Here is a 26456-nt window from a genome sequence, read left to right as displayed (position 1 = left end):
GCGTCAAGGCCCGGTGGTGATCTCGGCGGCCAGATCGACCAGCTGCTGCCGGAGCCAGCGGTGAGCGGGATCCCGGTCGGTCCGCTCGGACCACACCAGTGTCTCCGTCAGCGCCTGCAGGTGCTCGATCGGGGGTTCCAGCAGTTTGATACGGGTCTGATCGGCAAGGTCGCGGGCCAGCCGCTCCTGAAGGACGGTGATCAGTCTGGTGCCCCGGAGCAGGAACGGCGCGATGCCGAACTCGGTCGTGATCTCGACGTTGCGGGGCACCCCCAGCAGGTCCAGCTGGGCCTCAAGATGCGATCTGCTCCGGCCCGACCAGGTGGCCAGATAGGGAAGCGTGCAGAACTGCTCGTACGTGATCTCGTCCCCGACGTCCGGATGGTCACGGTCGACAGCGACGACGTAGCGGTCGGTGAACAGCGTCCGGTGCGGCATGCGCTGGAGCCCGGGAAAGCTCTCCCCGGGAGTGATCAGCACATCGACTTCGTGGCGCCGCAACCGCTCGGCGAAGTCGTCGGCGGGCGGCTCGATATGCAGCCTGACCAAAGGCGCCTCCGCCTCCAGACGGACCAGCAGGGGATGCAGGAACGAGTACGTCAGGTGGTAGTTCGTCATCAGCAGGGTGAAGGCGCGCGCATCGGTCCTCGGATCGAACTCGGTGCGTCCGGCCAGAACCCGCTCGATATCCACCAGGATGGCGCGCACCGGCTCCAGCAACGACTCCGCCATCGGCGTGGCCACCAGGCCCCGCCCCCTGCGCACCAGCACCGGGTCATGCAGCAGCTTGCGCAAACGCGCCAGTGTCGAGCTCATCGCCGACTGGCCCACGCCCAGGCGCTGAGCTGCCCGCGTGACGCTGCGTTCGCAGACGAGTGCCTCGAAGGCGACCAGGAGGTTCAGGTCGATCCGTCGGAGGTCGAAGGAGTCGTTCACAGCACCAAAGTAATTGATCAAAACGATTCATGGTGGCGAACTCATTGATCAGATCGCAGTACTTTCATGAAGGGCAGGCAAGCATGAGTGACGTTTCCATGGCGGCGGGCCCGCAGGACCAGACCCTGGAAGGTGCACGGGACTGGCTCCGGCGGCACCTGGAAGCCAGCCGGCACCCGCTGGGCTTCGTCGACAAGCGAGCCGCCGAACGAGCCATCGGCAGGCTTCCCGGAATCGACCCGGTCGCCTGGAGCGACACCTGGCTGGCAGAGGCCGGGCAGTTCGCGGCCGAGGCTGCCGCGGCCGAAGAGGCGGGCCGGCTCCTCACCGCGCGGGACTCCTGGAGGCAGGCCTACCGGTTCGCCTTCATGGGCCGCTATCCGGTCCCGAACCACCCCGCGAAGGAAGCGGCGTACACCAAGGCACGGGAGTACTTCCTGCGGGCTGCGGCTCTGGACGACCCGCCCGTCGAGAGGGTGGTCGTCCCGTTCGCCGGCCGACCCGGTGAAGGCGAAACCGTCGCGTTCTACACAGCACGGCCGAACGGGGTCGCCCGCCCTCCCGTCGTCATGATCTGGGCGGGAATCGACTCATGGAAGGAGGACGTGCTCTTCCTCTGCCGGCCCTACTGGCAGCGGGGCATCGCCACCATCCTGGTCGACATGCCCGGCGTCGGCGAGTCCCCGGTCCTGGCCGGCACGGACGCGGAGCGCCAGTGGGACCCGGTCTTCGACTGGATCGAAGCCAGCGAGCTGGACGAAACCCGCGTGGCGGCCCTGGGCGGGTCCTTCGGGGGCTACTGGGCCCACAAACTGGCCCACACCCACCGGGACCGGCTGGTCGCCGCCGTCAACTGGGCCGGCGGAGTACACCTCACCTTTCAGCGGCCGTGGCAGGAGAAGTCACGCAACGCCTCCTCCTACCTCATGGACCTGATGGCGGCGCGCGCACGCATCTTCGGCGGCTCGACGTTCGAGGACTACGTCACCCGGTGCCCCGAACTCTCCCTCCTGGACCAAGGGCTGATGGACGAACCCTCATGTCCCCTGTTGCTGGTGAACGGCAAGGACGACCTCCAGAACACCTCGAAGGACATCGCACTGGCGCTGGAACACGGTAATCCCAAGACCGCCCGGCTCTACCCGGGCGGCCACATGGGCGCCGACATGCAGACCATCCAAGACGCCATCGCACAGTGGCTGACCCCGTACCTCCTCGGCCCCGCTACCCAGGGAACGCGATCGTGACCAAGCACCTCATCACCCACCTTCGCCACGTGGACATCGCGATGCCCGACTTCGACAGGCAACTGGAGTTCTACCGCGGCCCGTGGGGGCTGACCGAAGTCGCCGACGACTCCGGCGTCCATTTCCTGGCAGCCGAAGGCTCTCCCGAGAACTACATCATGCGCCTGCGCCGGGACAACGCGAAGCGGCTGGACCTCGTCGCCTTCGGCGCCGCCTCGCCGTCGGACATCGACGAACTGGCCACACAGCTGACCAGCGGCGGCGTCCCGATCGTGCACGAGCCCCGCACGCTCGACACACCGGGAGGCGGATACGGGCTCCGGTTCTTCGACTGCGACGGCCGCGTGATCGAGGTCTCCGCAGAGGTCCGGACACGAGCCCATCGCAAAGTCGAGGCGCGGGAGTCGATCCCGGTCCGGCTGTCCCACTTCGTGGTCAACTCACCGACACCCGAGGCGACGGTTGCGTGGTACATCAGGCACCTCGGCTTCCGGCTGACGGACACCATGGCCCTGCCGCACATGGGCGAGTTCATGTGGTTCCTGCGGTGCAACGAGTGGCACCACAGCTTCGCCGTGTCCAGAGGGCCGCACGTGTCCTTCCACCACGCTTCCTTCCAGATGAGGGGCATCGACGAATACATGCGGGGCACCGGCCGCATGCTGCGCGGCGGTGTCGAGAAGGTCTGGGGACCGGGCCGGCACAAGGCGGGCGACAACACCTTCAGCTACTTCCTCGACCCCGTGGGCAACACCGTCGAGTACACGACCGAGCTGGAACTCGTGGACGAGGACACCTGGCACCCGACGGTCTTCGACGCGAGCGACGAAGACGTATCGGATCAGTGGGGGACCGCGAACCCCATGAACGAACTCGTCGCATCGCGTCAGTTCAACGATCCCGACCCGGGCCTCTTCATCGCACCGCCCATCTAAGGGCTCGCGGAGAATCAGCATGCTGACCTGATCTCTGCAGGGTTGCTGTTCGTGAGGAACGCGGTGACGTCGGCGGGTGGGCGGAACCCGGCCGTCGAGGACCGATCGGTGCAGCCGTGGTCGGCGAAGAAGGGCCGGAGTCGATGAACGGCCCTGGCGATGGTGCCGCCGTTGACGCCGAAGGCGTCTGATCCCGATCCTCCAGCGGGGCCTCGACCGTCCGTGCGACGACTCCACCCTTCTACGGCCGTCCGCCACCCCCGGCGGACGGCCGTACGCCGGGCCGGGCAACGGCTGCTGACGCCTACCGGCTCGCCGGAGAGCGAACCCACCGTGACCTGTTGGCGCCGGCATGTACGCAGCTGGACGCACGCAGTCCGGTCGTGGCTGACGGCTCAGCCACCTGGTCCGGGCACGCGTGCCCTGGGAGGCGAGCGATCTCCGCAGCCGCCGGCACCGGCTGACGGACCTGCCCACGGCGGACACGTACGACGGTGACGGCGCCGAGCCGGCTGACACGGGCGCCGGACGCCTGGGCGCAACCATGCCCTCACCGTCACGAGGGGCGCAGCGATCGCGATCACCGGTTGGGAGCCCCGCGCGGGGCCCTTCCACGACAAGCTCCAGCAGCCGGCCGGTGCTCTCCCGCCGCCGTGTTCCGTGCATCTGGTGGTGGCGCCTGCCGAACCAGGCTCCAGCGAGCATTCAGAACTCGAAACCGTCATGGGGTTCCACGCGTTCGCCACACCCCGGTAGGCCAGCCGGAAGGGGCAGGGCCTCGGCACTCAGGGGTGCGTGGCCGTGAATCTTGCTGCAGTGCGCAGGAAACGGTTGCCGAGATGAGTGAAGGCGTCGGTGAGTTCCGGGGGACCGACAACTTCGATGTCGGCATCGTATTTGGCAAGAGCCGAGGCGAGGCTGGGCCAGGACCAGGATCCGAGGGTGAGGCGGCAGCGACCGTCCCCGAGGTCCTCGACGAGGCCCTCGCGGGTGTAGAGCGCCGCTGTGGCGGCGTCCAGATCGAGGATCACGGTGCCCTGGCACGGCCAGTTCCCGGAGTGGTCGGTGGAGCCGCGGAAGACGCTGGTGGCGTAGGTGGCGACATCACCGCCGGGAACCTCGCGCCGGGTGAACCGGGGGCCGGTGGGAGTGCGCGGGGTGATCCGGTCGGCGCGGAAGGTACGCCAGTCCTGCCGGTCGAGGTCGAAGGCGATGAGGTACCAGCGCCCGGCCCAGGTGATAACACCATGCGGTTCGACGCGACGCGGCGGCTTCCCGGTTACCTGCTCGTTGCCGTCGCCACTGGCGTAGTCGAAACGCAGGATCTCGCAGGCGTGGACGGCGGCGCTGATCGTGAACAGCGTACCGCTGTCGACCGTGGCCGGCGGCCGGGTTTCAGGCGGTTCCACGGCCGTGACCTGCAGGGCGTTGATCCGGTGGCGCAGCCGGGCGGGCATGACCTGGCTGATGCTGTTCAGTGCCCGCGCGGCAGGTTCAGCAAGGGTGTCGTCCGGCCGGCTCGCGGTGATCTGCAGGGCGACGGCGAGTGCGAGGGCTTGGTCGTCGTCGAACAACAGCGGCGGCAGCTCGGTACCGGTGCTGAGCCGGTAGCCGCCGTCGGGTCCCTTCACCGCGGCGACGGAGTAGCCGAGCTCACGGAGGCGGTCGACATCACGGCGCACGGTACGCAGGCTGATACCGAGACGGTCGGCCAGCAGGGCGCCGGGCCAGTCACGGCGTGCCTGCAGCAGTGACAGCAGAGCCAGCAGTCGGGCAGAAGTTTTCGGCATACGGTCCATTCTGCCCGGAGTAGGTGCCACAACCTGGCACCTACCTCTGAGAGTGTCGTTCTCGAACCGGTCGGCCCGTGAATGGACGGAGATTCCGCCGGTGCGGGGCCCCCTCCCCCATGGCCCCACTCGCCCCACTCATGTACGGAGTCAGCAGCATGTTCGATGTCCTCGGCGACCTGAACCTGGTCGGGATCCTGATCGGCTTCATTGCGTTCACCCTGCTCGGCGGTGTCTGGTTCGCCGTGCTGTTCCCCAGGGCGTACAACCGGTCGCTGGGCCGTGATCCTCAGGCCAAGCCGGAAGGCTCGCCGCTGTTCTTCGCCGGACCGGCGCTGACCTCTCTGGTCATCACACTCACCAGCGCGATCATGATGGCCGCGCTGGAGATCGACACCCTGGGCGACGCGATGCTGTTCGGCTTCATCGTCGGCTTCGGCTACCTCACCGCCAACACCGTCAACATCGCCATCAACCCGAACTTCCCCCGACCGCTGTTCTACGCGGCGATCTCCGGCGGCTACAACCTCATCGGCAGTCTGATCGTCAGCGCCATCCTGCTGGCCTTCTGACAGCGCCGACGAGATCGGCGACGGTCGACTCGGACACCGTCTAGCGAAATATGCCAGATACGGCAGAAATATTCCTGCGGGAATTCCGCGGGACCCAGCACCACCTCACAGGAGTCACCATGGCTTTCACCACCACCACCCACCTCAACTTCCAGGGCAACGCCCGCGAGGCGCTGGAGTTCTACCACTCGGTCTTCGGCGGCCGGCTCACCGCCGTCACCTACGGTGACTTCGGCATGCCGAAGGAGCTGCCCGACGCCAGCAAGATCGTCTTCGGTCAGATCACCGGCGCCGACGGTTTCGGCATCATGGCGTACGACATCCCCGCCCAGGCCGGTGCCCAGGCCGGGCAGGCCAGTACCACCCGGCGTGAGAACGGCATGACGCTCACCCGAGAGCCGTTCTTCATGTCCCTCCGCGGGGAGAGCGCGGAGGAGGTTGGCGAACTGTGGAAGAAGCTGTCCGTGGGCGCGACCGTTGTCGAGGACTTCGGGCCCGCGCAGTGGGCACCGGCCTTCGGGATGCTGACCGACCAGTTCGGGGTCACGTGGATCCTCGACGTGGCCGCCGAGTACACCGCAGGCTGACAGACGTTTTCCCGGGAGTGCATGCCACGTCACCGTGCCTGGTATGCACTCCCGCTCCCGCGGCCAGTCGGCACGTCGTCGGCCCAGCTCACCGGGCGGCGGGATGAAGGCTGCCCTCGAGTATGTGCAACCGCCGCTGATAGTGGCGCCGCCCTCAGGCGGACAGAAGAACGCACTGCCGGACCCACTGCTCTCGCGTCTGCTGGTTCCGCTTCTCAATGAGGCAGAATGCGCCGCCCCCGACAACCTCGGTTCCGACAACCGACTTGCCTAATGAACGGCGAGGGCATGCCACAGCGATGCGCCGAAGGCGGCGGTCGGATGTCTCCTGCCCAGGAGAACCAGGCCGTCGCGCTCCAGATAGAGGTGTCCGCCGACCACGGCGGGCGCGACGGTCACGGGGTGGACTCCGGGCCGGTGCGGGGCTCCGCAGCGGTGCGGGAAGCGGGAGCCGGGTAAGGAACGGCAGTTCCCGCACTGTGGACGGGGAGGGGGTTGGTCATCAGGTCGCCACCAGGGGAGGAAGGGGTATCGGTCGGGTCGGGGGCGCCGGGCATCCGGCGCAGGCCGCGCAGCGGGGAGCGCGCGAGGATCAGGAACGGGACGGTGAGCAGAACCGCTCCGGCGGCGAGCGCGGGCCTGATCCCGGCACAGGTGCCGAGGGTGCCCGCGGCCAGCGCGGCAAGAGGGCGGGCGACCGCGCAGAGCCAGGTGCTGACGGCTTGCATCCGGGCCTGCATTGGGGGTTCGGCGACCAGCTGCCGGAGCGTGCGCTGGGTCACCCCGGCCGCGCCCGCGCAGGCCATCTGGACGAACTGCGCGATGCCGAGGGTGATCTGCCAGCCGGCTCCGGGGCCGGCGCACAGCAGGGGAAGGTGGGCGATGGGGGTGAGTGCGAGCGCGGTGAGCATCATCGACCCGGGCCCGAACCGCTCAGCGAGGCACGGGGCGAGCAGCGCGCCGATCGCGGCGCCGAGTGCCCCGGCTCCCAGGATGATCCCGAACACCGTGCCGGGCATGGCGAGGTGCCGCAGTGCGTAGAGCGGCCACAGGGTGACCAGGACGCCGAGGCCGACGGCGACGGTCGCGTTGACGAGGGTGAGGATGAGCAGCGTGTGGTCCCGGCGGACGTAGCGCAGCCCGTCGCGGATCTCGGCGGTGATCCCCCGGCCGGCTCGTGCCCGCCGGACGGGTTCAGGGCTGCGGATACGCGCGGTGCACCAGATGCTGACCAGGTAGGACACGACGTCCCCGGTCAGCGCGCGGGCCGGGCCCGCGAACGTGGCGAGGGCGGCGCCGAGGTGGTTCCCGGCCGCGCCCGCGACCGCGAACACCGCCCCGATCCGGGCGTTGCCCAGCTGGAGGAGCCGCCGTTCCACGAGAGCGGGCAGGAAGCTGATGGCCGCCGCGTCGTGGACGACCTGAGCCGCGCCCTGGACGGCCGCGACCGTCATCAGCAGGGGAAGGGTCAGCGTGCCGGTGGAGGCGGCGACCGGGACACAGGCCAGCGCTGCGGCGCTGACCAGGTCGCCGGCCATCATCTGGCGCCGATGGGAGCAGCGGTCGGCGAGGGCCCCGGCGGGCAGGGCGAGCAGCGCGGGCGGGAGCTGTCCGGCGAACGCGAGGAAGGCGACCTCGGCGGTGCCGGCGTTGAGGTGGAGGACGGCGAGGAGGGGAAGGGCGACCTGGCTGATCGAGCTCCCCGCCACGCTGGTGGTCTGCCCGGCCAGGTAGAGGCGGAAGTTCCGGTGCCGCCACAGCGACCGGGCGGCGTCCGGCTCCCTGCGGGGCGCGGCCCGTGCGGCGGGCGCGCGCGGGCGCGGAGTTGTCACGGAACGGTGCTGAGCTGCCCGCTGTTTCGGCGCGGGGTCAGCCGGCGGGGTCGGTTGGCGGATCGGCTCCTGCGGGTCGGGGACGGGCACGGGGCCTCCGGAACGGAAGTCGGGGAGGGGCACTGGTGCTCTATTAACCGGACCGGGGGCTCCGGCGGCACGGCCCGGGCCGGGTCATGTCGTGAACGCGAGTTCGTTTTCCGGAGTGGGTGCCGGGCGGCGGCGTGCCCCGGACCGTCGTCCTCGTGGTCCCGGTGCGGAGAAGGGGGTTCACAGGTGCTCCAGCAGGGCGGCGACGCGCCGGGCGTCGCGGACGCTGAGCTGTGTGTAGAGGGTGAGCGCCTGGTCGAGCAGAGCGTGTGCCTCAGCGGGGCGGGCCGCGTCCCGGTGGGTGAGGCCGAGGAGTTCGAGGCTCCGGGCGCGCCAGCGGGGCACCCCGAGTTCGGTGAACTCCCGGGCCGCCTGTCGGCCCGCGTCGACGGCGGCGTGGTCGTCTCCGGTGAGGGCGTACGCCCGGCCCAGCCAGGCCAGCGCCCGGCCCGCGTCCACCCGGTCGCCGATCCCGGCCAGGACCGTACGGGCGCAGGACAGCCGCTCGATCGCTGTGCGTCCGTCGTCCTCGTCGAGGGCGACCTGGCCGAGTGCGGTGTCGGTGAGCGCCGCCGACCGGCGGTGGGCCAGCAGCTCCGGTTCGTCTCCGGCTTCCTCGGCGGCCTGGGCGAGCGCGGCGCGCAGTTCCTTGGCCTGCTCCAGCGGGCCCTTGGCGGCGACGGGTTCGTCGGCCGCGAGTTGGGTGGCCCCGATGTCGTGCAGGGCCTGTGCCTCGCCGCGCTCGTCGCCGTCGGCGCGGGCGAGGTGCAGAACCTCCCGGAATCGCTCGATCGCGGCCGTGTGCCGGCCGTCGCCCCGCAGCCCGATCCCGAAGGCGTTGAGGAGCTCGCGCCCGGCCTGCTCGTCGTCGCAGGCGCGGGCCGCGGCCAGGCCGAGTTCGTGCGTCTCGAACCAGATGCCGTAGTCGTGGGCCGTCCGGAGGAAAGGCCACAGGGCGTGGGTGATCTGCCAGCAGGTCGCGTGCAGGCCCAGGGCGTGGGCGGTACGGACGGCGGGCAGGAAGCTGTCCCGGTACGCGGTGAGCCAGGCCGCGGCCCCCTCCTCGGTGGTGAAGGGCGCGGGCGCCCCGGGCGGGTAGGCGTAGGTGCGGGACAGGCGCCGGTGGGTCGGGGTGAGGAGCCGCTCGGCAGCGGTCATGGTGCAGAGCATCCAGTCCAGTGCGCGCCGTACCGGCTCCTGGCGCTCGCTCTCGGCGCCGTCGGCGCGGGCGTGCTGGAGGGCGTGGGCGCGGGAGGCGTTGTGGAAGACGTACACCGTGCCGCGGGCGGGGTCGTCCCCTGCTTCCTGGAGGAGTCCGGCGGCGGCCAGCACGGCGAGGTGCCGCCGGGCCTCGTCTTCGGTGAGGGAACAGGCGGCGGCGGTCAGGGCAGGGTCGGCGTCGGCGGTGAACAGGGTGCCCAGCAGACGGTAGACGCGGGCGGTCGGACCGGGCAGGGCCTGGTGGGCGTGGTCGAGGGCTGTGGTCACGGCGGTTCCGAATCGGTCGTCGGCGGGGCCGGGCGCGGTGTGGACGAGGGCGTCGGCGGTCTCGGCGACCGTCCGGTCGGGCCGCGCGACGAGAGCGGCGGCCGCCAGGCCGAGGGCGAGCGGGAGCCCGGCGGACAGGTCCACGATCGTCCGGGCGGCGCCGGGTTCACCACCGATCCGGTCCGGCCCGACCATGCGGGTCAGGCAGACGTGGGCGTCGCTGGGCGTGAGGGGGCCCACGTGGTGCAGCCGGGTGCCGTCGCGGACCAGATCGGCGAGCATCTTCCGGCTGGTGACCACGACGAGATGGCCGCGCCCCCCGGGCAGCAGCGCGCGGACCTGGCCTTCGTCGTGGGCGTGGTCGAGGAGCACGGCCACCGCGCGTTCGGCGGTCACCGACCGCCACCAGCCCGCCCGTTCCCGGGTGCTGGAGGGCAGGGGGCCGGTACGGAGCGAGCGCAGCAGCCGGCCGAGGATCTCGCCGGTGCCGGCGGGCTGCCCGCCGGGCCCCTGGAGGTCTGCGTGGAGCCGGCCGCCGGGGAACTCCGCGTGCAGATGGCCGAGCAGGCGGGCGGCCAGCGCCGTCTTGCCAGCTCCGGGAGCGCCGTGGAGCACCACGGTCCGCACGGCCGGGCCCGGCCGGCGTGTCCACGCCGTCAGCTCCCGCAGGTCCTCGGCGCGGCCTGTGAACGAGCCGGGGACCGGCGGAATCTGATGGGGGACCGGCGGGCGGGCGGGGGCGGCCGGGTGGAGGTGGACGTCCCCGGCGATGTACCCGGCCTGCACGGCGTTGCCGTGGACGGTGACCCCGTCCATCAGGTTGCCGGTCCGCGTGCCGAAGGGCACGCCGTCGGCGCCCTTCGGGTACGACGGTGCTGCCGGTCCCCGGCATCCCGGGGCGAGCGGCCGGGCCGGGGGCGGAACCGGAGGTCCGTCCGGCGTCCCGGCGGCCTGGGCGGTGCTCATGTCCAGCGCTCCCACCACAGCTTGGGCGTCTCGGTCTCCTCGTCCAGCGGGACGAGGTCCGGCCGTGTCCAGACCTGGTTGAACACGTCCAGGCCGAGGTGTCCGACCGCGGACTCCACCGCCCCGGCCGCCTGGTCCAGATAGCGGAGCTGCTCCTGGTGCACGGCGTCCGTGACCACCGAGCGGTACAGCGGGGACGCCTGCTCGCTGACCGTATCGGTGCGCACCGGGCCGCCGAGCATCTTGGTGGTGATGAGCTGGTCCATCCAGTAGGCGTGCCCCTCGACCAGCCAGTGGTAGGCACGGCCGGTCGTACCGCGCAGTTCCGGGAAGCGCGTGGACTGGAGCTTCCACGTCTCGCCCCGGCTGGCCGCGTGCTGGGCGAGGTGCACCAGCTCATGGCCGATGATCTTGTGGAGGACGGGCAGGTCGCCGTACCGGCCGGCGTGCCGGTGCTGCTCGGGCGCGAGGACCACCTCCGGCCGTCCGGCCTTGTACTCCACCGACTGGCCGCCCACCGCGACCCAGACCTTCCGGTGCGCGGCGCCGGCGGCGAGCATCCGGGCTTTCGCCGCGTTCAGGTACGGGCCGGTCTCCCGGTAGCCGAGTTCCGTGATCTCCCGGCCCAGGTGGTTCCTTGCGGACCTCCATTCGTCGAAGTGCCAGCGGCGGGGAGTGAGCGCGCGGACGACGACGGGGTCGGGGAGCGGGAGCCGGGTGACGGCTTCGACGACGGGGACGGCCGCCTCGACGACGGCGCGCAGCTGCTCGCCGAGCGCGCGGTGGGCACGGCCGGCCCGGAGCCGGACGATGATCTGGGGCACGGATGTCTCTCCTGGAGGTGATGTGTTGGGCGGCTTGTGCCGCGCGAGGTCCGGTCGGTTGGTCATCGGGGTGCGGGCCGGTGCGGCGGCGCGGCTCCCGGGAGGTTGAGGAGGCCGGCGACGGCGACGGCGAGGCAGGCGGTGTGCCAGGTCCGCAGGTCCGCCCGCACGGGCGGGGCGGCGGACAGAAGGTAGGCGGCGCGGCGGTGCAGGGCTGGGTCGCCCTCTTGGCGCCGGTCGCGGCGACCGTCTTGGTCGGGGGGTGTCCGGTGGAGCAGTTGCGCGGCGGCTGCCTGGAGCCGGGTAAGGCACTGGTTCAGGTCGCCGGGGTCGGGGTACTGCCGGTTCCGCCACCATGTCCGGGCCGTGCCGACGATTTCGGCGAGGCCGGGATCGGGGTCTGCGATCTCGCTGCCGGGAGAGACGGGGATGGGTACGGGCTCGGGCGGGGCCGGGAGGCGGGGGGAGACATGGGGGCGCCGGTCGCCGGCGAGGAGGCCGTCGGCGGTGAGGATCCGCAGGGCGGCGGGGAGGGACCGGGGGCCGACTGCCAGGGTTCCGGCCAGGGTCAGGGGCCGGGGGAGGGCGGTGCCGGGCGTGTAGACGCCGGCGGTGATCTGATCGCGCAGGAGAGCGGCGATCTGCTGGGGAAGGTCGCGGGTGATGGATGCCGGGTCGGGCACCCGGTAGCCGCCGCGGCTGCGGACGACGGTGCCTTCGGCGAGGAGGTCGGTGATGGCGAGCCGGACGCGGTCGGTCTTCACCCCGAGCACCTCGGCCAGATCCGCGAGCGGGAGCGGGGCGCCGGGCGGGTGGACCCCTGTGCGGATGTCGGTGCGCACCTGGGCGGCAAGGACGGCGACGGGGGTGTGCGGAGGCGTGGAGTCCAGGATCGCGCGCAGGAGTTCGCGCAGGCCGGACAGATGGACGAGGAGACGGGTAAGGGGCTGCTCCCGGGTGTCCGTGCGCACCTGGGCGGCGGCGAGGAGGGCGTCCCAGCGGGCCGAATCGGACGGTGATCCGGCCGCGTCGGCCCGGCGGTCGCGAGCGGTGGGGAGCCAGTCGTGGGTGAGCTGGCGCAGCAGGTCCAGCTCCCGGGCGGCGGCCGCGGGTGAGGCGGCGGGGCGCCGCCCGCCCAGGTGGGCCAGGCGCCGCAGGACGGCGCCGGGGTCGCCGGGGGGTTCGGTGGCGGTGGTCACGCGCGGGTCCTTCCAGCAGTGGGCGCGGGGTCGGGTGGTTACGGCTGGGCCCAGGTGCGGGCGACGTCGAGGGCCTCGTCGAGGGTGGGCACCGCAGTGACGCCGGAGTGGGAGAGGAGGGGGAAGGAGGCGGGGGCGCCGGTGAGGACGACGGGTATTCCCAGGGCGAGCGCGGTGGCGGTCTCGATGGTGGTCAGGTCCGGGTCGGCGGGGTCGTGGACGGTGATCAGGAGGCGGGAGCGGCGGATGTCGCCCTGGCGGAGCCGGACCAGGGCCTGCGCGGCGGCCGGACCGGCGTCGAACTGACCGACCGCGCTGGTGGCGGGGGTGTGCTCCAGCCAGGTCGCGGTGGAGTACAGGGGGGCGGGCAGCCGCCGGACATGGCGGGCGAGGCGGCTCTGGTGCCGGGGGGCGGCGGAGAGGTGGACGGGGGCCGCGCCGTGGGGAACGGGGGGACGGACGACGGTGTCGGCGTGCCACGGCCCGGGGCGGGGGCGGGTGTCCGGGTCGGGCGGGAGGACGGGCCGCCCGTGGGGTCCTTCGGTCGCCCAGCCGGGGCCGGCGGGCAGGAGCGGGCCGTGACCTGGCTGTAGGTCGTGGGCCAGCGGCGGCAGCCCGATCGCGGTGCGGCGCCGGTCGGCGTCGTCCCGGTCGGCGAGGGGATAGAGGAGGCGGAGCTTTCCGCGGGGGCCGCGCAGGGCGAGCGTGCCGTACTGCTGGGGTTCGCCGTTCTGGACGCGGGTGCGGTCGGTGAGAAGGGCGAGATGACGCGGGTCGGTCCGGCCCTTGGCGACGGCGTGCGCGACGGCGGGCAGGACGGCGGCGCGGTCCTGGTTGCGGGCGTCGGCGTGCTGGAGGAGCAGCCAGGCGGCGTTGGTGGCGCGCGGCCCGTGCCGGGTCGCGTCCGGCCAGCCGTCACGGCCGACCGCGTCGAGGACCGCGCCGGTCGCTTCTTTGAGATGGCCGACGTACTGGTCCAGGACGTGCGTGTAGGGGCGCAGGAAGTGCGCGTCGGCCCGGGTCAGGCCGCCCAGGGGCTGCGGCCTGCGGGGGTAGTTGAGGTAGCGGTTCAGTTCCCTGGTCACATCGGGGGCGGCGAGCAGCACCATGAGGGCCTGGAGGAGGAGTTCCTGCTCGTCGTGGGCGAGGAGGACCAGGTCGTCCCACCGGCCGTCGGGGGCACGCGGTGCGGGTGGCGGTATGTCGGTGTCGGGCCGGGCGGCGTGGGACACCAGGTCGCGGGCGCGGGTGAGGTTGAGGCGGCCGTCGCCGTGGAGGGGCAGAGCGGTGACGGGGACCATCGCGTACGGGTGGAGGCGGGCGGGCAGATGGGTGCGGGCATGCGCGGCGACCTGCTGAAAATGCCGCGCCGTGTCCGTGCCGGGGTGGAGGACGACGAGGGCGCCGGGCAGCGGGCCCCGGGCCGGGTGCTCCACGGTCACGACCGCGGTCTCGGCGACGTGCGGGTGGGACAGCAGGATCGCGGCGATTTGTTCGCCGGACGCGAGGCCGGCTCCGTCGAGCAGGGCGTGGCCGGCCGGTTGAGGCAGGGCGAGGAGCACCCGGCCGGCGGCGTCCAGGCGCGCCGGGTCGCTGAGCAGCACCGGGATGCCGCCGGGCCCGGGGCGTACCCGGGCGCGGGGGAGGGGGCCGTCCTTTCCGGTGCCCTGGGCGTGGGGCCGGGCGTGGGCGAGGGTGCCGTGCTCGGCGAGGATGGCGGGCCGGTCGTCGCTGGTGAGGACGACGGCGTTGCGGGCGGGGGTGAAGTACCCGCTCGGCGGGACCGATACGGCGGTGGCGTGGGATGCGGCGAGCAGGTGGTGCTCGGCGCTCTCGTACCGGTCCACCACCGTCAGGCCGGGCAGCGTGGCGAGGAGGCGGTCCTTGGCCCGGGCCGGGCACAGGGCCCCGGACGTGATCACCGTCTCCAGGGCGGACAGTCCCCGGGGGCCGCGGTCGGCGAGCGCCGCGGCCAGGCCCGTGGCCCGGTCGCCGGTGATCTCGACGGCGTTCGCCCCTGCCCGGGCGGCCCGCTCCCACAGCCCGCCTGCCGTCGTCTCCCCCTGGGGTGGGAAGAAGAGGGTGCCGCCGGCCGCGATCACCTCCAGCGCGCGGGCCTGCCCCCACACCGTGCGCAGGCCGCTGGTGTGCAGCAGCCGCACCGGCCCTTGTGAGCGTGCGCGGGCGGCCCAGGGCGAGCGTGCCAGCAGCACCCGGGTGAACTCCGTGCGGGACCACCGGTAGACGGTGGGCGGGCCGCCGCGTCCGCGGCTGACGCGGTAGAGCACCCCGGTGGCCCGCGCCCGGAGCTCCTGCCCGCTGGACGGGTTCCGGTCCGGGGTGGGCCAGGAGGTGGCCCACCCGGGTGCGTCCGTGGCGGTGGACAGCCACATCCGCACCCCTCCCAGCACGGGAGGCCCTTCGAGGCCGGCGGGGAGGTCGGCGACCACGGCGGCCGGGGCGAGGCCGGCGAGGTGCGCGGGCCAGCCCCCGGTGAGGATCTCCGGGCCGGCGGTGACCGGGGCGGCGCCGGCGGCCAGCGTCCCGAGCAGGGCGAGCAGATGCTCCGGACCGTCGGCGGCCACCGCGACGGTGTGCCCGTCGCCGATCCCGGCCGCGCGCAGCAGTTGCGCGATCCGCTGGACCGTGGCCGCGGCCACCGCCCACGGGACGGGCGGCCGTTCGCCGCCGACCAGGGCACGGGTCGTGCCCTGGCGGCGGCCGTGGCCGAGGACGATCGCGGCCAGATCCGGTCCGGCACCGTGCGGCCCCGGGGCCGGGGCCGTGCGGGCGGGGCCGGGACGGTGCGCTGCGAAGGAGTTCACGCGGGTTCCTGTGCTTGCGGGGGTGCGGGAGAGGGGAAGGGGGCGCTGCCCGCGGGCGGGGTCATGCCGTCAGGGCGACGGCGTCGGCGCGCGGCGGGGTGAAGCGGATGACGAGCTTGGACGGACGGTGGTCGGACAAGGTGTCCAGCTCGTCGTCGGTGAGGGTGCGGTAGTCCACGACCTCGATCCGGTCGCCGGTGACGAGGCTCTGGTCAATGCGCATCGGCACCTGCTCGTTCGCGTACCAGTAGCCGGTCGTCGGCTCCCGGAGCTCGGCCACTTCCTCCTGCGGATCGCGCCATCCGGCGCTGAGCAGGAGGTCACGGGCGTCCCGGTCGTAGCCGAGGATGTTCCCGTCCTCGTCGATCTTGCAGTACCGGTGGAGGAGGTTTTGCGGGATGTCGCTCCAGGACCCCGGCTCTTCGTCCGGGCCGTCGGGGCTGTTCAGGTCGCCGACCAGCAGCCGGTTCTCCGGCCAGTCGCCGAATGCGGCGCCGTAGTCGGCGAGATGCCGGGCCTCGGCGAGACGGGCCGCGCCGCCGGTGTGGGAGAGGTGGGTGCCGAAGAAGGTGAGCGGCACCCCGTCGATCGTCAGTACCGTCCGCAGGCAGCCGTGGTGGAAGGCTCCGTCGGCGAGGAGGCCGCTGCGGTCGTCCACCTGGACGCGGCCGGGCCGGACATAGAGGACGGAGTGGTTGTAGCCGTCGCCCACGCGGGAGGTGACGGGGGTCAGGTGGACCATGCCGGTCGCGGCGGCGAGTTCGGTGAACCGGCGGCCCGCGCCCCGGTGCCAGCCGGTGGCCTCGGTGATCCACAGCAGATCCGGGGACCATGCGGCGATCCGCTCCAGCTGACGCAGCCGCCGGGTCTCGTCGGCCCCGTCGATCCCGCCCGTGAGGAGGTTCCATCCGATGATCACGGCCTCGGGGCCGTCCTCGTCGTCCGAGCCGCCGACGGTGGTCGCGCCATCTTGGGGTGATGTCGTCGTCATGCTTCACTCCTGGTTCTGGAGGACGGCGGGCAGTCCGGCCTGGTCACGGGCATCGGCCCAGACGGCGCCCGTTCCGGGCAGCAGCAGCGCGGGGTCGGGCACCGTGCACAGCACGTGCAGCGGCCGGCCGGGCTCAGCGGCCCAGTGGCCGGTGACCACGGCGTGACGGGTGTGGGGCTCGACGGCGCGCAGCGCGGCGCGCTCCGCGCTCTCCCGTTCCCCGATCGTCGTGGTCGGCAGAGCGCGACGCCCGCCGCCGCCGGGGACGAGGACGACCCGGTCGCGGTGGCGGACCACCACCGTCACCGCGCGGCCCTGGATAACCGGTTCGCTGCCGGAGGGGCACGAGCAGCCCGGCCCGGCATCGTTGGGGCACCGGCTGGTGCGGTGCTGGGCGGCGGCGTGCCGCAGCGCGGCGATGGCGTCCGTTCCGGCGACCGCGGTGTCGAGGACCGCGTCCATCGCCCGGTCCCTCCCGTCGGCCGATGACCAGTAGGTGGGTACGTAGTTCTCCCGCACGTAGAGGGTCCGCCCGTCCAGCAGCGCGATCCGGGAGCACAGCGCACCGACGCCTCCGGCCAGTGCCCACCCCTCGGGTGCGTGCTGGGACAGGACCCGCACGTCCAGCAGCCCGGTGGCATCGGCGCGGTCGGCCAGCGAGTCGAGGCGGCGGGCCGCCGACTGCGGGCAGTCCGGGATCCGGGCGAGCAGGCTGTCCAGGAGCACCAGCGTCATCGGGCTCCGCGGCCAGGGACGCGGAGCGCTGTGCTGGGGCCGGGGAGCGGAAGGCTCACCGCCCCACTGGGAGGGCCATATCGGCCCGAGCGCGTAGGCGCCCACATGAACGGCTCGGGCTTCGACGGCCGTCAGCCGCCCGGCCGCGCCGTCGAACTGGTCGGTGAAGACCGGGCCCTTGTGCGCGGCCAGGTGACGGGCGGTCTCCTGGTCCGGTGCGCTCCGTCCCTGCCTTCGGTCGTGGCGCAGCCACGCGTCGAGGACGAGGCGCGCGGGCGGCCTGGGCGGCCGCCCGCCGGTCAGGGGGATCACTGAGCCGGTCACGGGGCATCACCGCCCGGCCCCGGAACCGGCCCACGGTCCTGGTGCTCGCCGCCGGGCCGCCGGAGGGGGGCGGCGATGCGGTCGCGCACTACGCGGGCGCCGGGGTGCCGGGGGGCGGCGGGCAGGGAGCAGAAGGGCCGGAGCTGCCGTCGTCCGGCAGCCCGTGGCCGCGCAGTCTCGACCGGAGGTTCAGGTGTGCCCGGCGGTCGTCCTCGCGCAGGTAGGGAGAGAACGACGTCCAGCCGGAGCAGCGCGGGCAGGTGAGTCGGAAGCTGTGGGAGCGGGACTTCGTGAGGGTGAAGCCCTGCTCCACCGCGGTGCTCACGAGCCGGCGCAGGGGACGGCTCGTGATCCGGGACAGCAGTGGTCGGCTCATGGGTTCGGCGGTCTCCCGGTCCGGGGCCGGGCCGGTGCCCCAAGGCGCGTCCCGCCGGTGCGGTGGGGCGCGAGGCGGCGCGGGCGCCCGGCGGCCAGGTTCCGAGGGCTCCTTGGGCGGCTCGGCCCGTCACGGCGTCTCCGGTCCGGACCGCTCCAGGGCGCGTGCGCCCATGACCAGCCCGGCGGCCGAGAACGCCTGCGGAAAGTTCCCGACCTGGCGCTTCAGACGGGGGTCCCATTCCTCGGCCAGGAGACCGAGGGCGCTGCTCAGCGTGAGGAGCCGGCCGAACAGCGTCTCGGCCTCGTCGCGGCGGCCGATGAGCACGAGGGCCTCGACGAGCCAGAACGAGCACAGGAGGAAAGCGCCTTCGTCACCGGCGAGCCCGTCCACCGCGGCGTCCGCGCCCGCGGTGCGGTAGCGCAGCAGGAGCCCGTCACCGGTGGACAGCTCCCTCTGGATCGCCTCGACGGTTCCGATGACCCGCTTGTCGTCCGCCGGCAGGAAACCCGTCTGGGCGATGAGCAGGACGGAGGCGTCCAGCTCCGGCGACCCGTAGGACTGGGTGAAGGTGTTGCGCTCGGGGTCGTAGCCCTTCTCGCACACCTCGCGGTGGATCTCCTCGCGCAGGGTCCGCCACTCCTCCACCGGCCCGTCCGCCGTCCCGAACTCGATCAGGTGCACGGCACGGTCCACAGCGACCCAGGCCATGATCTTGGAGTGGACGAAGTGGCGGCGCTCGCCGCGGACCTCCCAGATTCCCTCGTCGGGCTCCTGCCAGTGCAGCGCCGCCTGCTGCGCGAGCTGGAGCTGAAGGGAGATCAGGTCCTCGTCCGGCTCCAGCCCCCACGCGCGGGCCTGGTGCAGGAGGTCGGCGACCTCCCCGTACACGTCGATCTGGAGCTGGTGGACCGCGCCGTTCCCGATCCGCACGGGGGCCGAGGATTCGTAGCCGGGCAGATGGTCGAGCACCTTCTCGGGCAGCTCCCGTTCTCCGCCGACGCCGTACATGATCTGGAGGCCGTCGAGGTCCGCTCCGGCGGTGCGCAGCAGCCACCTGGTCCAGGCCCGGGTCTCCTCGTGGAAGCCGGCCCGGCCGAGCGCGGTCAGGGCGATGGCGGAGTCCCGCAGCCAGCAGTAGCGGTAGTCCCAGTTCCGGGCGCCGCCGATCTCCTCCGGGAGGGATGTGGTCGGGGCGGCGACGATCGCGCCGGTGGGCGCGTACGTGAGGGCCTTGAGGGTGATCAGGGACCGGATCACCGCGTCGCGGTGCGGGCCCTGGTAGGTGGACTGGGTGATCCAGTCGCGCCAGAACGCCTCGGTGATCGGCAGGGCCCGCTCGGGCTGGGGCAGCGGCGGGGGCTCCCCGCCGGGGGTCCAGGTCAGGGTGAGGGCCAGCCGTTGCCCGGCCCGGATGGTGAAGTCCGAGATGATCCGGCCCTCTTCGTCCTCGACGGCGACGGGCTCGGAGTCGAACCACAGGGTCGCGGGCTCGACGGCGATGGAGTGCCGCCCCTCCGGCAGGGCGGATATGTGCGGGATGGTCTGCCCGTAGTAGGGGCGGAGCGTGAGCGTGGAGGACATCGGCACCCAGCCCGAGACGCCCTCGACGATGCGGATCAGCTGAGGGGCGGCGCCGTGGCGCGGGGGCATGAAGTCGATGACGCGGGCGGTGCCGTGGGGGGTGCCCCACTCGGATTCCAGGACCAGGGTGTCCCGGCGGTAGTGCCATCGGGTGGCGGGGCCCGACGCCCCGGCCGGGGCCAGGCGCCAGGTTCCGTGGTCGTCGGCGCCCAGGAGCCCGGTGAGGACGGAGGGCGAGTCGAAGCGGGGCAGGCACAGCCAGTCGACGGTGCCGTGCCGGTCCACCAGGGCGGCGGTCTGGAGGTCGCCGATCAGGGCGTGGTCCTCGATGCGTGACATGGGAAGGGATTCCTCGCGGGTAGCTGGACAGCTGGAACGGAACAGGGGCGCCCGCCGGGCTGGCCGGGCGGTTCAGGGCGGGTCAGCGGCGCTGGACGGGGAACTGCATCCGAGTGGTGCGGGTGCGGCCGGGACCGAGTTCGTAGTGCCATCGCAGGGCCTGCGCGGGTCTGGTGACGGCGGGCACGGCCAGAGGGCGGGAGAAGCAGCCGGTGACATCCGCGTGGATCAGCCCCGGCCGGGCCGTGAGGCCCACGGTGACCAGCCCGTTGGGGGACTGCCGGTGGTCGATGGCCTGGGCGACCGACGCCGCCACGGCCTCCACCAGCCCATGCGCCCGGCTCCGGGCGCCCCAGAGAAGGAAACCGCGGGTCACCCCGGCCACCGACGGCAGATGAACCGCATCAGCGGGGAAGACGAGGTGACACAGCGGCCCACCGTCCCCGGCCCGGGGCTCCGCAGAAGCGGGCCGGGCCTCCGCCGGCAGGCCGGCTTCTTCCACCACGACCGACCGGGACGCGAGCATCCGCAGCACCCGGCGGCACTGTGTCGCGTTGGGGCCGAGCTCCGAGGCGGCAGCGACGATGAGCCGCCCGCAGCCGAGCAGCGGCTCCAGATGCCGCCAGCCCGGCCGCCGGTCCAGCGGGAGCCGTGTGTCGCTGTCGGCTGCCGCGCCCAGGACCCGGTAGCGGCGCCGCGCGGCCTCCTGGACGAGAACCGGTAACACCAGCAGGCCCTGGCCGTCGCCGGCGCAGGTGTAGACGAGGGCGGGCAGGTGCCGGGCGTTCACTTCGCCCTCCGGCGCGTCCTGTCGGGGGCCTTCGCCTTGGTGCGCCGGGAGCCCTTGAGGAGGCGGTCGGCGAGCGCGCGGATCCGGTCCGGCGGTGCGTCCTCGATCTTGATGCGGGGTTTCCGGGAGTCCCGGCAGTTGCCGCACACCGGGTCGCCGGTCACGGTGATTCCCGGCGGGACGCTTCGCAGATGGGTGCGCAGCATGCCGGCGAGGTCGTGGATGTGCTGCCAGCGGTCCTGGCGGAAGTAGTCGGGCCTGGTCCCGCCCATCAGTCTCAGCAGCAGGAACGCCTGGGGCACCGTGACGTTGCCGACGCGGACGCGAAGGCCGTTCACCCGGGGGGTGACGGAGTCCATCGGGCAGCGGTGGATCTCGCCGAGTTCGGTCAGGACCGTGCGCAGACGGTGGGCCGCCCGGTGGGGCTCGGGCATCTCCTCCCACACCAGGTCGGTGAGCGCTTGCACGTCCTGGGCGGTGGGCAGGGTGATCTTCGGGCCGCTGCTCAGGCCCTCGGTCGGGGTGACGCCGGCCGTGACCCGGTGGTCCCGCAGCGCTGCTTCGAGGGCCGTCGCGTCCTGTTCGGTGAACGCCCGGTGGGTGTCCACCGGGACCCCGGCGATCGTGTAGCCGGTGGAGGTCGCGAACACCAATGTGTGCTGCTGCCCGTTCGGCGGGGTGAGGTCGATGGGGTTGAGCTGGCGGACGGTCAGGGCCTGATGGAGCGCGCGGACAGCGGCGGAGCCGGTCTCGGTCGCCGCCGTCGGGCGGGAGGTCTGGGGCATGGCGGGTCCTGGTGGTCGGGCCGGGTACGGAATGGTCAGGAGTGGTTTTGCCCGGTGGGCAGGACGCGGAAGGTGTGGCCGAGGCGTATCAGCTCGGCGGTGGTGCGGGCCCCGGCGCGCACGCGCAGCCGGCCGACCGCCCGGTGGACGGTCCCCGGGGGGATTCCAGCGGCCCGGGCGACATCCGCGGGCGCGGACCGGGTGGCGACTGCCTGCCACAGGAGGATCTCGCCGGGGCTGAACCCGGCCGGGGCGGGTTGCGGGCCGGGCCGGTCCAGGACAGCGGTGGTGTAGGCGGTGTGGAGGGCCGCGGGGATCCCGGCGCCGTTGCGCACCCCGGCGGCGGTGAGCAGCGCCTTCAGGTCGCTGACCTTCAGACCCAGGGCGTGGACGGCTTCGGTGGTCGTGCGTCCCCCGGCGAGCATCTCCAGGAGTTCCACCGGCCCGGGCCGCAGCCGGGCGGAGGGCCGGGTGGCGGGCACGGGGTGGCCGGCACCGGCGGGGCGCTGGGTCGTCCGGGTGAGCCCGCCGGCGGTCGTGAAGCTGCCGGCGGGCAGGAGGCTGAGGGGCCGCGTCATCAGGGCGTCCCCGTCCGGGGCCGGGGGAGGACGGCGGGCAGGAGCAGGCGGGCGGTCGCCGCCTCGACGGCGTCGGCGAGCTGCCGTGCCCGGACGGGCAGCACCTCACCGAGGATGATGCCCAGTGCGCAGGGGCAGTCGGCGCCGTCCGGCTCTGCGGCCACCCGGACCGCGGGCCCTTCGGGGAGCACGGCCGCCAGAACGGAGGCGAGCTGGGAGGCGAGATCCTCCCCGTGCCGCCGGGGATGGTCGGGCAGATCCACGGCCTGGCCGCCGAGCAGCCGGTACAGCAGGCGGGCCTGGGGTGCGCTGACCGCTCCGACGGTGACGACGCCCAGGACGGTGGACGGCGCGGCGGTGGTGACGCCGGCCCGGTGCAGGGCCGCGCGGAGCTGTTCGGCGGCCCGCTGGGCGGGCGGCAGTTCACGCTCGATGAGCTGCGCGAAAGCACGGGCGTCCGCGGGGGTGGTGAAGGTGATCTGCGGCGCGGGGCGATCCAGGTCGATCACGGTGACCCGGGTGCGGACGCCGCGCTGGAGCAGCGCCTGCTCCAGCGCGCCGATGGTGGCCTCCTCGTGCCCGTTCAGCGGCACGGCCGGGACGCCGAGGAGGGTGGTGGGGAGACTGTCCGGGATCGCGACGGTGACCACGGTCCCGGACCCGGTCGCCAGGACGGGGGACAGACCCAGGCGCCGCAGTGCGCGGGCGACCTCCGCTCCGGCCTCGTCCACCTCCCGGACGTCGAACCGGCGCACGCCCTGGAACGCGGGCATCCGCCCGGGGCGGCGCGATCGGAACAACAGGTCCATTCCTCTCCCTTTCACTCTGCGTGTCGTCTGCGGGCCGGGCCCGGTCAGGCCGGGCGCCCCGGGCGGGAAGCGGTGGCCGGGCGGAGAAGGCCGTAGGCGTGTCCGAGGTGCACCAGGTGCGGATGGGTCTTGGCCCCGCACCGCTCCATGAGCTTCTTGATCCGGCCCGAGATCGTGCTCGGGGCCACCCCGGCCGCCTGGGCGACCTGGGGCATGAGGGGATGGACGGCGATCGCCTCGATCAGCCGCCGGTCCTCGTCGGTGAGGTCGGCGGGCTCGTCCACCGGAGCGGGGGCGGGCAGCTGTCCGGTGACGTAGGCGGCGTGGACCCGGGTCGCCGCAGTCGTCGCGTACAGCTTGTCGCCCGCGGTCCTCATGTGCGCGTGGGCCGTTACCGGCTTCACGCCCAGGTCGGCGGCGGCGCCTTTGGCGTCGAGGCCGACGGCGATCCTGGCCAGGACGCTGACCTCCATCACGGTCAGCGGGGTGAAGGGCGCGGCGGAGGAGGGAAGAGGCGAAGAGGCCATCAGGACTCCCGTTGAGTTGGAGAGCGGGCAAGGGTTCACCAGGAGGTTTCCGACCGGACCAGATACAGGACGGCCCGCTGGTCCGTGCACCAGTGCAGGACGTCCGTGTACCAGCCGGTGATGGCGGTGACGTGGGCGCGGGAGGCGGCCACGATGCCGTGGGCACGCCCGTCGGCGACGGCTTGCAGGGCGCGGGCCCAGCCGGGCCGGCTGCGCGGGTCGGTGTCGCCGGTGGTGTCGAGGACGCGCCGGTGCACCGGGAGCCGGTGACGGTCGGCGTATCCCTGGGCCTCGGCGAACGCCTCATCACCACCGGGGCCGCCGTAGCGCCTGCCGTGTGGGGCGGCGAGCACGTACAGCACGACGGGCAGCGGGCTGCCGGGCCGGTTTGTGAGGGCGGCCCGGTTGATCCGCGAGCGCAGCGCGTACAGCTCGTGTGCGGTCTGCGGCCGGGTTCCGCCGTCGAGCGGGCAGACTCCGGTGTTCCGGACGGTGGTGGGCGCTGTCGTCGGGACGGGTGTGAAGGCGGTCATGCGAAGTCCTGGAGGAGAGACGGCCGGTCAGCGGGACGGGCAGAGCAGTTCGTGCCCGGGCGGGAGGGCCGGTGCGGTGGCGGGCGGTACGGGGACGGGGCGGGCGAAGCGCTCAGACCACTGCGGGTGGTCCTGGGGGCTTAGGGCGGCCGACGCGATCCGGTGGAGCTGGATGTCGCCGGTGCCGGCCGGAGGTTCGACGCACTGCGCGTCCCGGTGCAGGCGCTCCATCGGCAGACCGGTCAGCAGTCCGTGAGCGGCGTGGATCTTCATGCCGAGGGCCGCGGCCCGCTGGGCGGCGGCGACGCACTGCTGCTTGGCGGCCATCAGGTCCAGGTCGCACGGTTCGCCGCGGTCGAGCAGGTGGGCCGCGTAGTAGACGGCGAGCCGGGAGATCCGCAGTGAGGCGGCGATCTTCCCGACCCGGGCCCGGACGGTGCCCTCACTGGCTATCCGGGGCCTGCCGGCGACGTAGGCGGCGGCCTGCTCGGCGGTCGCGTGGTGGAGACCGATCGCGACCGCGGCAAGATTCAGCCGCCCGTACAGCACCGAACTGGAGTAGGCGACGTCGACGCCCTGGCCCACTTCGCCGATCCTGTTGCCGTCGGGGACGCGGACGTCGTCCAGGACCAGCTCACCGTAGGAGAAGCCGTGCAGGCCAAGCCGGGGTTCGTGAGGAGTGAGGGAGACCCCTTTGCGGTCGTGCTCGACGAGGAACGCCGACAGCCCTTGCGAGCCCTTGCCAGTGCGGACCACCACGCCGTGCACGTGCCCCAGATGGCTGTTGCCGACGAAGACCTTGCGCCCGTTGAGGACCCAGGACTTTCCCTTGCGCCGGCCGGTCGATTCCATGCCCAGGACGTGGCCGCCGGACTCCGCCTCGGTGACGGCGATCGTCGGCAGACACGACCCGGCGGCGATCTGCGGCAGCCACTCCCGCTGCTGCTCCGCGGTGCCGAAGTGAAGGAGCTTGGCCACGCCGAGTATCGACGCCTGGGCCGCCGCGCCCATCGCGCCGCTGACCCGGGAGAACTCCTCGACGATGACGGTCTTCGCGGTGTGCCCCAGACCCATGCCGCCGTGGGCGCGGGGGACGGTCACGCCGATCCAGCCCTGGCGGGCCAGGTCGGCGACCAGGCCGCGTTCGATCTCCCCGCTCGTCTCCATGCGGGATATGCGGGGCGTGACTTCGGTCGCGGCGAAGTCTCTGACCGTGCGCCGCAGGTCCGCGTACGTGTCGAACATCGCTCTCCTCTCGGTGATGTGGTGGGCGCCGGGCCAGGGGCCGGACTACCGGGGAAGGGCGGGGAACAGCTGGGTGGCGAGGGCGTCGCGGCGGGCCTTGACCAGCTGCAGCAGGTCCTGCTCGCTCGACTGCGGCCGGGGTACGACGTCGATGAAGCACACGGTCGCCAGCGTCAGTCCCGTGACGGGGTCGACGAACGGGGCGCCGACGTACGAGCGGGCGCCGAGCTGGTCGACCACCCGGTTGGACTGGAAGCGGGGGTGGTCGTGAACGTCGGTGAGCACCAGGGCTTTCCCGTTGCGGGGGATCAGCGCGGGGCAGTAGCCGTCGGCGAGGTTCATCGTCCGGTCGATCTGCGGCAGGTCGCCGCGCGGGGCGAGGTAGAGGCCGGCGAAGAACTGGCGGTCGCCGAGGAGGTTGATGAAGGCGCCGGCGGCCCCGACGGCGCGCCCGAAGGCGGCTGCGGCCTCGTCGAAGTCGGCCCGGGGAACGGGGCCGAGACCGAGTTCGGTCAGGCGCCGGACACGGGCCGCCGCGGCGGGGTCGGCGGGAGGGGCCCACGACTGGTGGTGTCCAGCGGGTGCGAGGTGGGTCACAGCAGGGCTCCACGGGCGTGCGGCAGCGGATGGGGCTGGGCTTTGACATGGGTGATGAGGGCTGCCACGACGGTGGCGATCGAGGCGGCTTCGCGGGCGTCGCACGCGATGACCGGCACGCGGGCGTCGAGCGCGAGGGCGTCGCTGATCTCGGAGGCCGGGTAGCGGTGAGGGTTGCCCTCGAACTGGTTGACGGCCACGACGAAGGGGCAGCCGAGGGCTTCGGCGAACGTCAGTGAGGTGAAGGACTCCTCCAGTCGCGCGGTGTCGACGACGACGATCGTGCCGACGGCGCCGCGGGCGATGGCCTTCCAGCCCGGTTCGAACCGGTCCTGCCCCGGGGTGCCGAAGAAGAAGATCTTCATGGGCGGGTCGCTGAAGGTGATCCGGCCGAAGTCCAGCGCCACGGTGGTGGTCGTCTTGTGTTCGATGCCGTCCAGCGAGTCGGTTCCGGCGCTCGCCTGGGTGATCGGTGCCTCGGTCCGCAGCGGCACGATCTCGCTCATCGCTCCGATCAAGGTGGTCTTCCCCACCCCGAACCCGCCGGTCACCATCACTTTCACCAGCCATTCAGGAGGCTGCACGGCTCACCCCGAACTTGCGCCGAAGACCTGTCAGGACGGCGTCGAGCATGACCTCCCGCGGGGCGTCGTTGCCGGCCCGCGGAACCACCATGACCAGCGCTTCGCTCGTGAGCAGATCGCTGATGATGACCATGACGAGCGGAACGGGCAGATGCAGCGTCCCCGCGAGTTCGATGACCGACTTGGCCGCCTCCTGGCACAGGGCGACCAGCTGCCGCTGCTCGGGCGGCAGCGCGGCGGCGTCGTGCTCGCGGTGGGCCCGGACCTGGGACTCCAGCCGTAAGGAGAGCGCGGGGGTGGTCCGCCCGCCGGTCAGGGCGTAGCGGGGGACACGGGTGCTGGCCTCCCACTCGTACCCGGATGCCATC

26 protein-coding genes are annotated in these 26456 nt (G+C 72.9%); 4 read left to right on the top strand and 22 right to left on the bottom strand.

The genetic code is table 11. The annotated features are described in order from the left end of the window. Positions 1 to 3 precede the first annotated feature (3 nt). The gene (locus ACWCRA_RS13470) at positions 4 to 936 is read right to left on the bottom strand and encodes a LysR family transcriptional regulator (RefSeq protein WP_451067555.1); all 933 of its coding nucleotides are present in this window, start codon (positions 934 to 936) and stop codon (positions 4 to 6) included. An 83-nt stretch (positions 937 to 1019) separates the two neighbouring features. Between ACWCRA_RS13470 and ACWCRA_RS13465 the strand changes: the two genes are divergently transcribed. Continuing rightward, on the top strand, positions 1020 to 2183 hold the full coding sequence (locus ACWCRA_RS13465) for an alpha/beta hydrolase family protein (RefSeq protein WP_451067554.1): 1164 nt from the start codon (positions 1020 to 1022) through the stop codon (positions 2181 to 2183). Further along, positions 2177 to 3118 carry a VOC family protein gene (locus ACWCRA_RS13460; protein ID WP_451067700.1) on the top strand — a complete coding sequence of 314 codons (942 nt, stop codon included), beginning with the start codon at positions 2177 to 2179 and terminating at the stop codon, positions 3116 to 3118. Before ACWCRA_RS13465 ends, ACWCRA_RS13460 begins: the two co-directional genes overlap by 7 nt. Before the next feature lie 785 nt (positions 3119 to 3903). On the opposite strand, the gene ACWCRA_RS13455 is transcribed toward ACWCRA_RS13460, so the two are convergent. Beyond that, positions 3904 to 4908 carry a helix-turn-helix transcriptional regulator gene (locus tag ACWCRA_RS13455; RefSeq protein ID WP_451067553.1) on the bottom strand — a complete coding sequence of 335 codons (1005 nt, stop codon included), beginning with the start codon at positions 4906 to 4908 and terminating at the stop codon, positions 3904 to 3906. A 158-nt stretch (positions 4909 to 5066) separates the two neighbouring features. Here ACWCRA_RS13455 and ACWCRA_RS13450 point away from each other — a divergent pair, with 158 nt between their 5' ends. Then, positions 5067 to 5480, top strand: a complete 414-nt coding sequence (locus tag ACWCRA_RS13450; RefSeq protein ID WP_385921874.1) for a DUF1761 domain-containing protein — start codon at positions 5067 to 5069, stop codon at positions 5478 to 5480. A 119-nt stretch (positions 5481 to 5599) separates the two neighbouring features. Next, positions 5600 to 6067 (top strand): VOC family protein, encoded by a 468-nt coding sequence (locus ACWCRA_RS13445; protein ID WP_385921877.1) that lies wholly within the window; start codon positions 5600 to 5602, stop codon positions 6065 to 6067. Positions 6068 to 6337: 270 nt separating this feature from the next. On the opposite strand, the gene ACWCRA_RS13440 is transcribed toward ACWCRA_RS13445, so the two are convergent. From ACWCRA_RS13440 to ACWCRA_RS13345, 20 genes are all read right to left on the bottom strand, one after another. Further along, positions 6338 to 6466 carry a hypothetical protein gene (locus ACWCRA_RS13440; RefSeq protein WP_451067552.1) on the bottom strand — a complete coding sequence of 43 codons (129 nt, stop codon included), beginning with the start codon at positions 6464 to 6466 and terminating at the stop codon, positions 6338 to 6340. Then, complete coding sequence (locus ACWCRA_RS13435; protein WP_451067551.1) at positions 6463 to 7899, bottom strand: MFS transporter; 1437 nt, start codon at positions 7897 to 7899, stop codon at positions 6463 to 6465. The genes ACWCRA_RS13440 and ACWCRA_RS13435 overlap by 4 nt, the downstream gene beginning before the upstream one ends. A gap of 270 nt (positions 7900 to 8169) precedes the next feature. Continuing rightward, entirely contained in the window at positions 8170 to 10443 is a 2274-nt protein-coding gene (locus ACWCRA_RS13430; protein WP_451067550.1) for an NB-ARC domain-containing protein, read from the bottom strand. Then, a complete protein-coding gene (locus ACWCRA_RS13425; RefSeq protein ID WP_451067549.1) occupies positions 10440 to 11267 on the bottom strand; it encodes a hypothetical protein in 828 nt (275 codons plus the stop codon). Before ACWCRA_RS13425 ends, ACWCRA_RS13430 begins: the two co-directional genes overlap by 4 nt. A gap of 62 nt (positions 11268 to 11329) precedes the next feature. Beyond that, complete coding sequence (locus ACWCRA_RS13420) at positions 11330 to 12466, bottom strand: GntR family transcriptional regulator (protein ID WP_451067548.1); 1137 nt, start codon at positions 12464 to 12466, stop codon at positions 11330 to 11332. A gap of 38 nt (positions 12467 to 12504) precedes the next feature. Next, complete coding sequence (locus ACWCRA_RS13415) at positions 12505 to 15291, bottom strand: AMP-binding enzyme (protein ID WP_451067547.1); 2787 nt, start codon at positions 15289 to 15291, stop codon at positions 12505 to 12507. Between the two features lie 61 nt (positions 15292 to 15352). Next, on the bottom strand, positions 15353 to 16282 hold the full coding sequence (locus ACWCRA_RS13410; protein WP_451067546.1) for an endonuclease/exonuclease/phosphatase family protein: 930 nt from the start codon (positions 16280 to 16282) through the stop codon (positions 15353 to 15355). 3 nt (positions 16283 to 16285) lie between these two features. Continuing rightward, positions 16286 to 17341, bottom strand: a complete 1056-nt coding sequence (locus tag ACWCRA_RS13405; protein WP_451067545.1) for a hypothetical protein — start codon at positions 17339 to 17341, stop codon at positions 16286 to 16288. An 88-nt stretch (positions 17342 to 17429) separates the two neighbouring features. Then, a complete protein-coding gene (locus ACWCRA_RS13400; protein ID WP_451067544.1) occupies positions 17430 to 17717 on the bottom strand; it encodes a hypothetical protein in 288 nt (95 codons plus the stop codon). Positions 17718 to 17846: 129 nt separating this feature from the next. Continuing rightward, entirely contained in the window at positions 17847 to 19640 is a 1794-nt protein-coding gene (locus tag ACWCRA_RS13395) for a glycoside hydrolase family 15 protein (RefSeq protein ID WP_451067543.1), read from the bottom strand. Between the two features lie 82 nt (positions 19641 to 19722). Continuing rightward, complete coding sequence (locus ACWCRA_RS13390; protein WP_451067542.1) at positions 19723 to 20430, bottom strand: hypothetical protein; 708 nt, start codon at positions 20428 to 20430, stop codon at positions 19723 to 19725. Then, complete coding sequence (locus ACWCRA_RS13385) at positions 20427 to 21215, bottom strand: hypothetical protein (RefSeq protein ID WP_451067541.1); 789 nt, start codon at positions 21213 to 21215, stop codon at positions 20427 to 20429. The genes ACWCRA_RS13390 and ACWCRA_RS13385 overlap by 4 nt, the downstream gene beginning before the upstream one ends. A 35-nt stretch (positions 21216 to 21250) precedes the next feature. Beyond that, positions 21251 to 21793, bottom strand: coding sequence for a hypothetical protein (locus ACWCRA_RS13380; protein WP_451067540.1), 543 nt, complete (start codon positions 21791 to 21793; stop codon positions 21251 to 21253). After that, on the bottom strand, positions 21793 to 22602 hold the full coding sequence (locus ACWCRA_RS13375; RefSeq protein WP_451067539.1) for a hypothetical protein: 810 nt from the start codon (positions 22600 to 22602) through the stop codon (positions 21793 to 21795). Before ACWCRA_RS13375 ends, ACWCRA_RS13380 begins: the two co-directional genes overlap by 1 nt. Before the next feature lie 44 nt (positions 22603 to 22646). Continuing rightward, positions 22647 to 23129 carry a hypothetical protein gene (locus tag ACWCRA_RS13370; RefSeq protein ID WP_451067538.1) on the bottom strand — a complete coding sequence of 161 codons (483 nt, stop codon included), beginning with the start codon at positions 23127 to 23129 and terminating at the stop codon, positions 22647 to 22649. A gap of 35 nt (positions 23130 to 23164) precedes the next feature. Continuing rightward, positions 23165 to 23662, bottom strand: a complete 498-nt coding sequence (locus tag ACWCRA_RS13365; protein ID WP_451067537.1) for a hypothetical protein — start codon at positions 23660 to 23662, stop codon at positions 23165 to 23167. A gap of 27 nt (positions 23663 to 23689) precedes the next feature. After that, entirely contained in the window at positions 23690 to 24907 is a 1218-nt protein-coding gene (locus tag ACWCRA_RS13360; protein ID WP_451067536.1) for an acyl-CoA dehydrogenase family protein, read from the bottom strand. Positions 24908 to 24952: 45 nt separating this feature from the next. Next, positions 24953 to 25504: a GAF domain-containing protein gene (locus tag ACWCRA_RS13355; RefSeq protein ID WP_451067535.1), complete on the bottom strand. Its 552-nt coding sequence runs from the start codon at positions 25502 to 25504 to the stop codon at positions 24953 to 24955. Beyond that, positions 25501 to 26058, bottom strand: coding sequence for a GTP-binding protein (locus tag ACWCRA_RS13350; RefSeq protein WP_451067699.1), 558 nt, complete (start codon positions 26056 to 26058; stop codon positions 25501 to 25503). Before ACWCRA_RS13350 ends, ACWCRA_RS13355 begins: the two co-directional genes overlap by 4 nt. Positions 26059 to 26074: 16 nt before the next feature. Next, a complete protein-coding gene (locus tag ACWCRA_RS13345) occupies positions 26075 to 26455 on the bottom strand; it encodes a DUF742 domain-containing protein (RefSeq protein WP_451067534.1) in 381 nt (126 codons plus the stop codon). Between the last annotated feature and the right edge of the window lies 1 nt (position 26456).

This window comes from Streptomyces sp. NPDC001889 (assembly GCF_053594535.1).
Note: the sequence above shows the minus strand (reverse complement) of the source record. Positions and strands in the feature narration are given on the sequence as shown.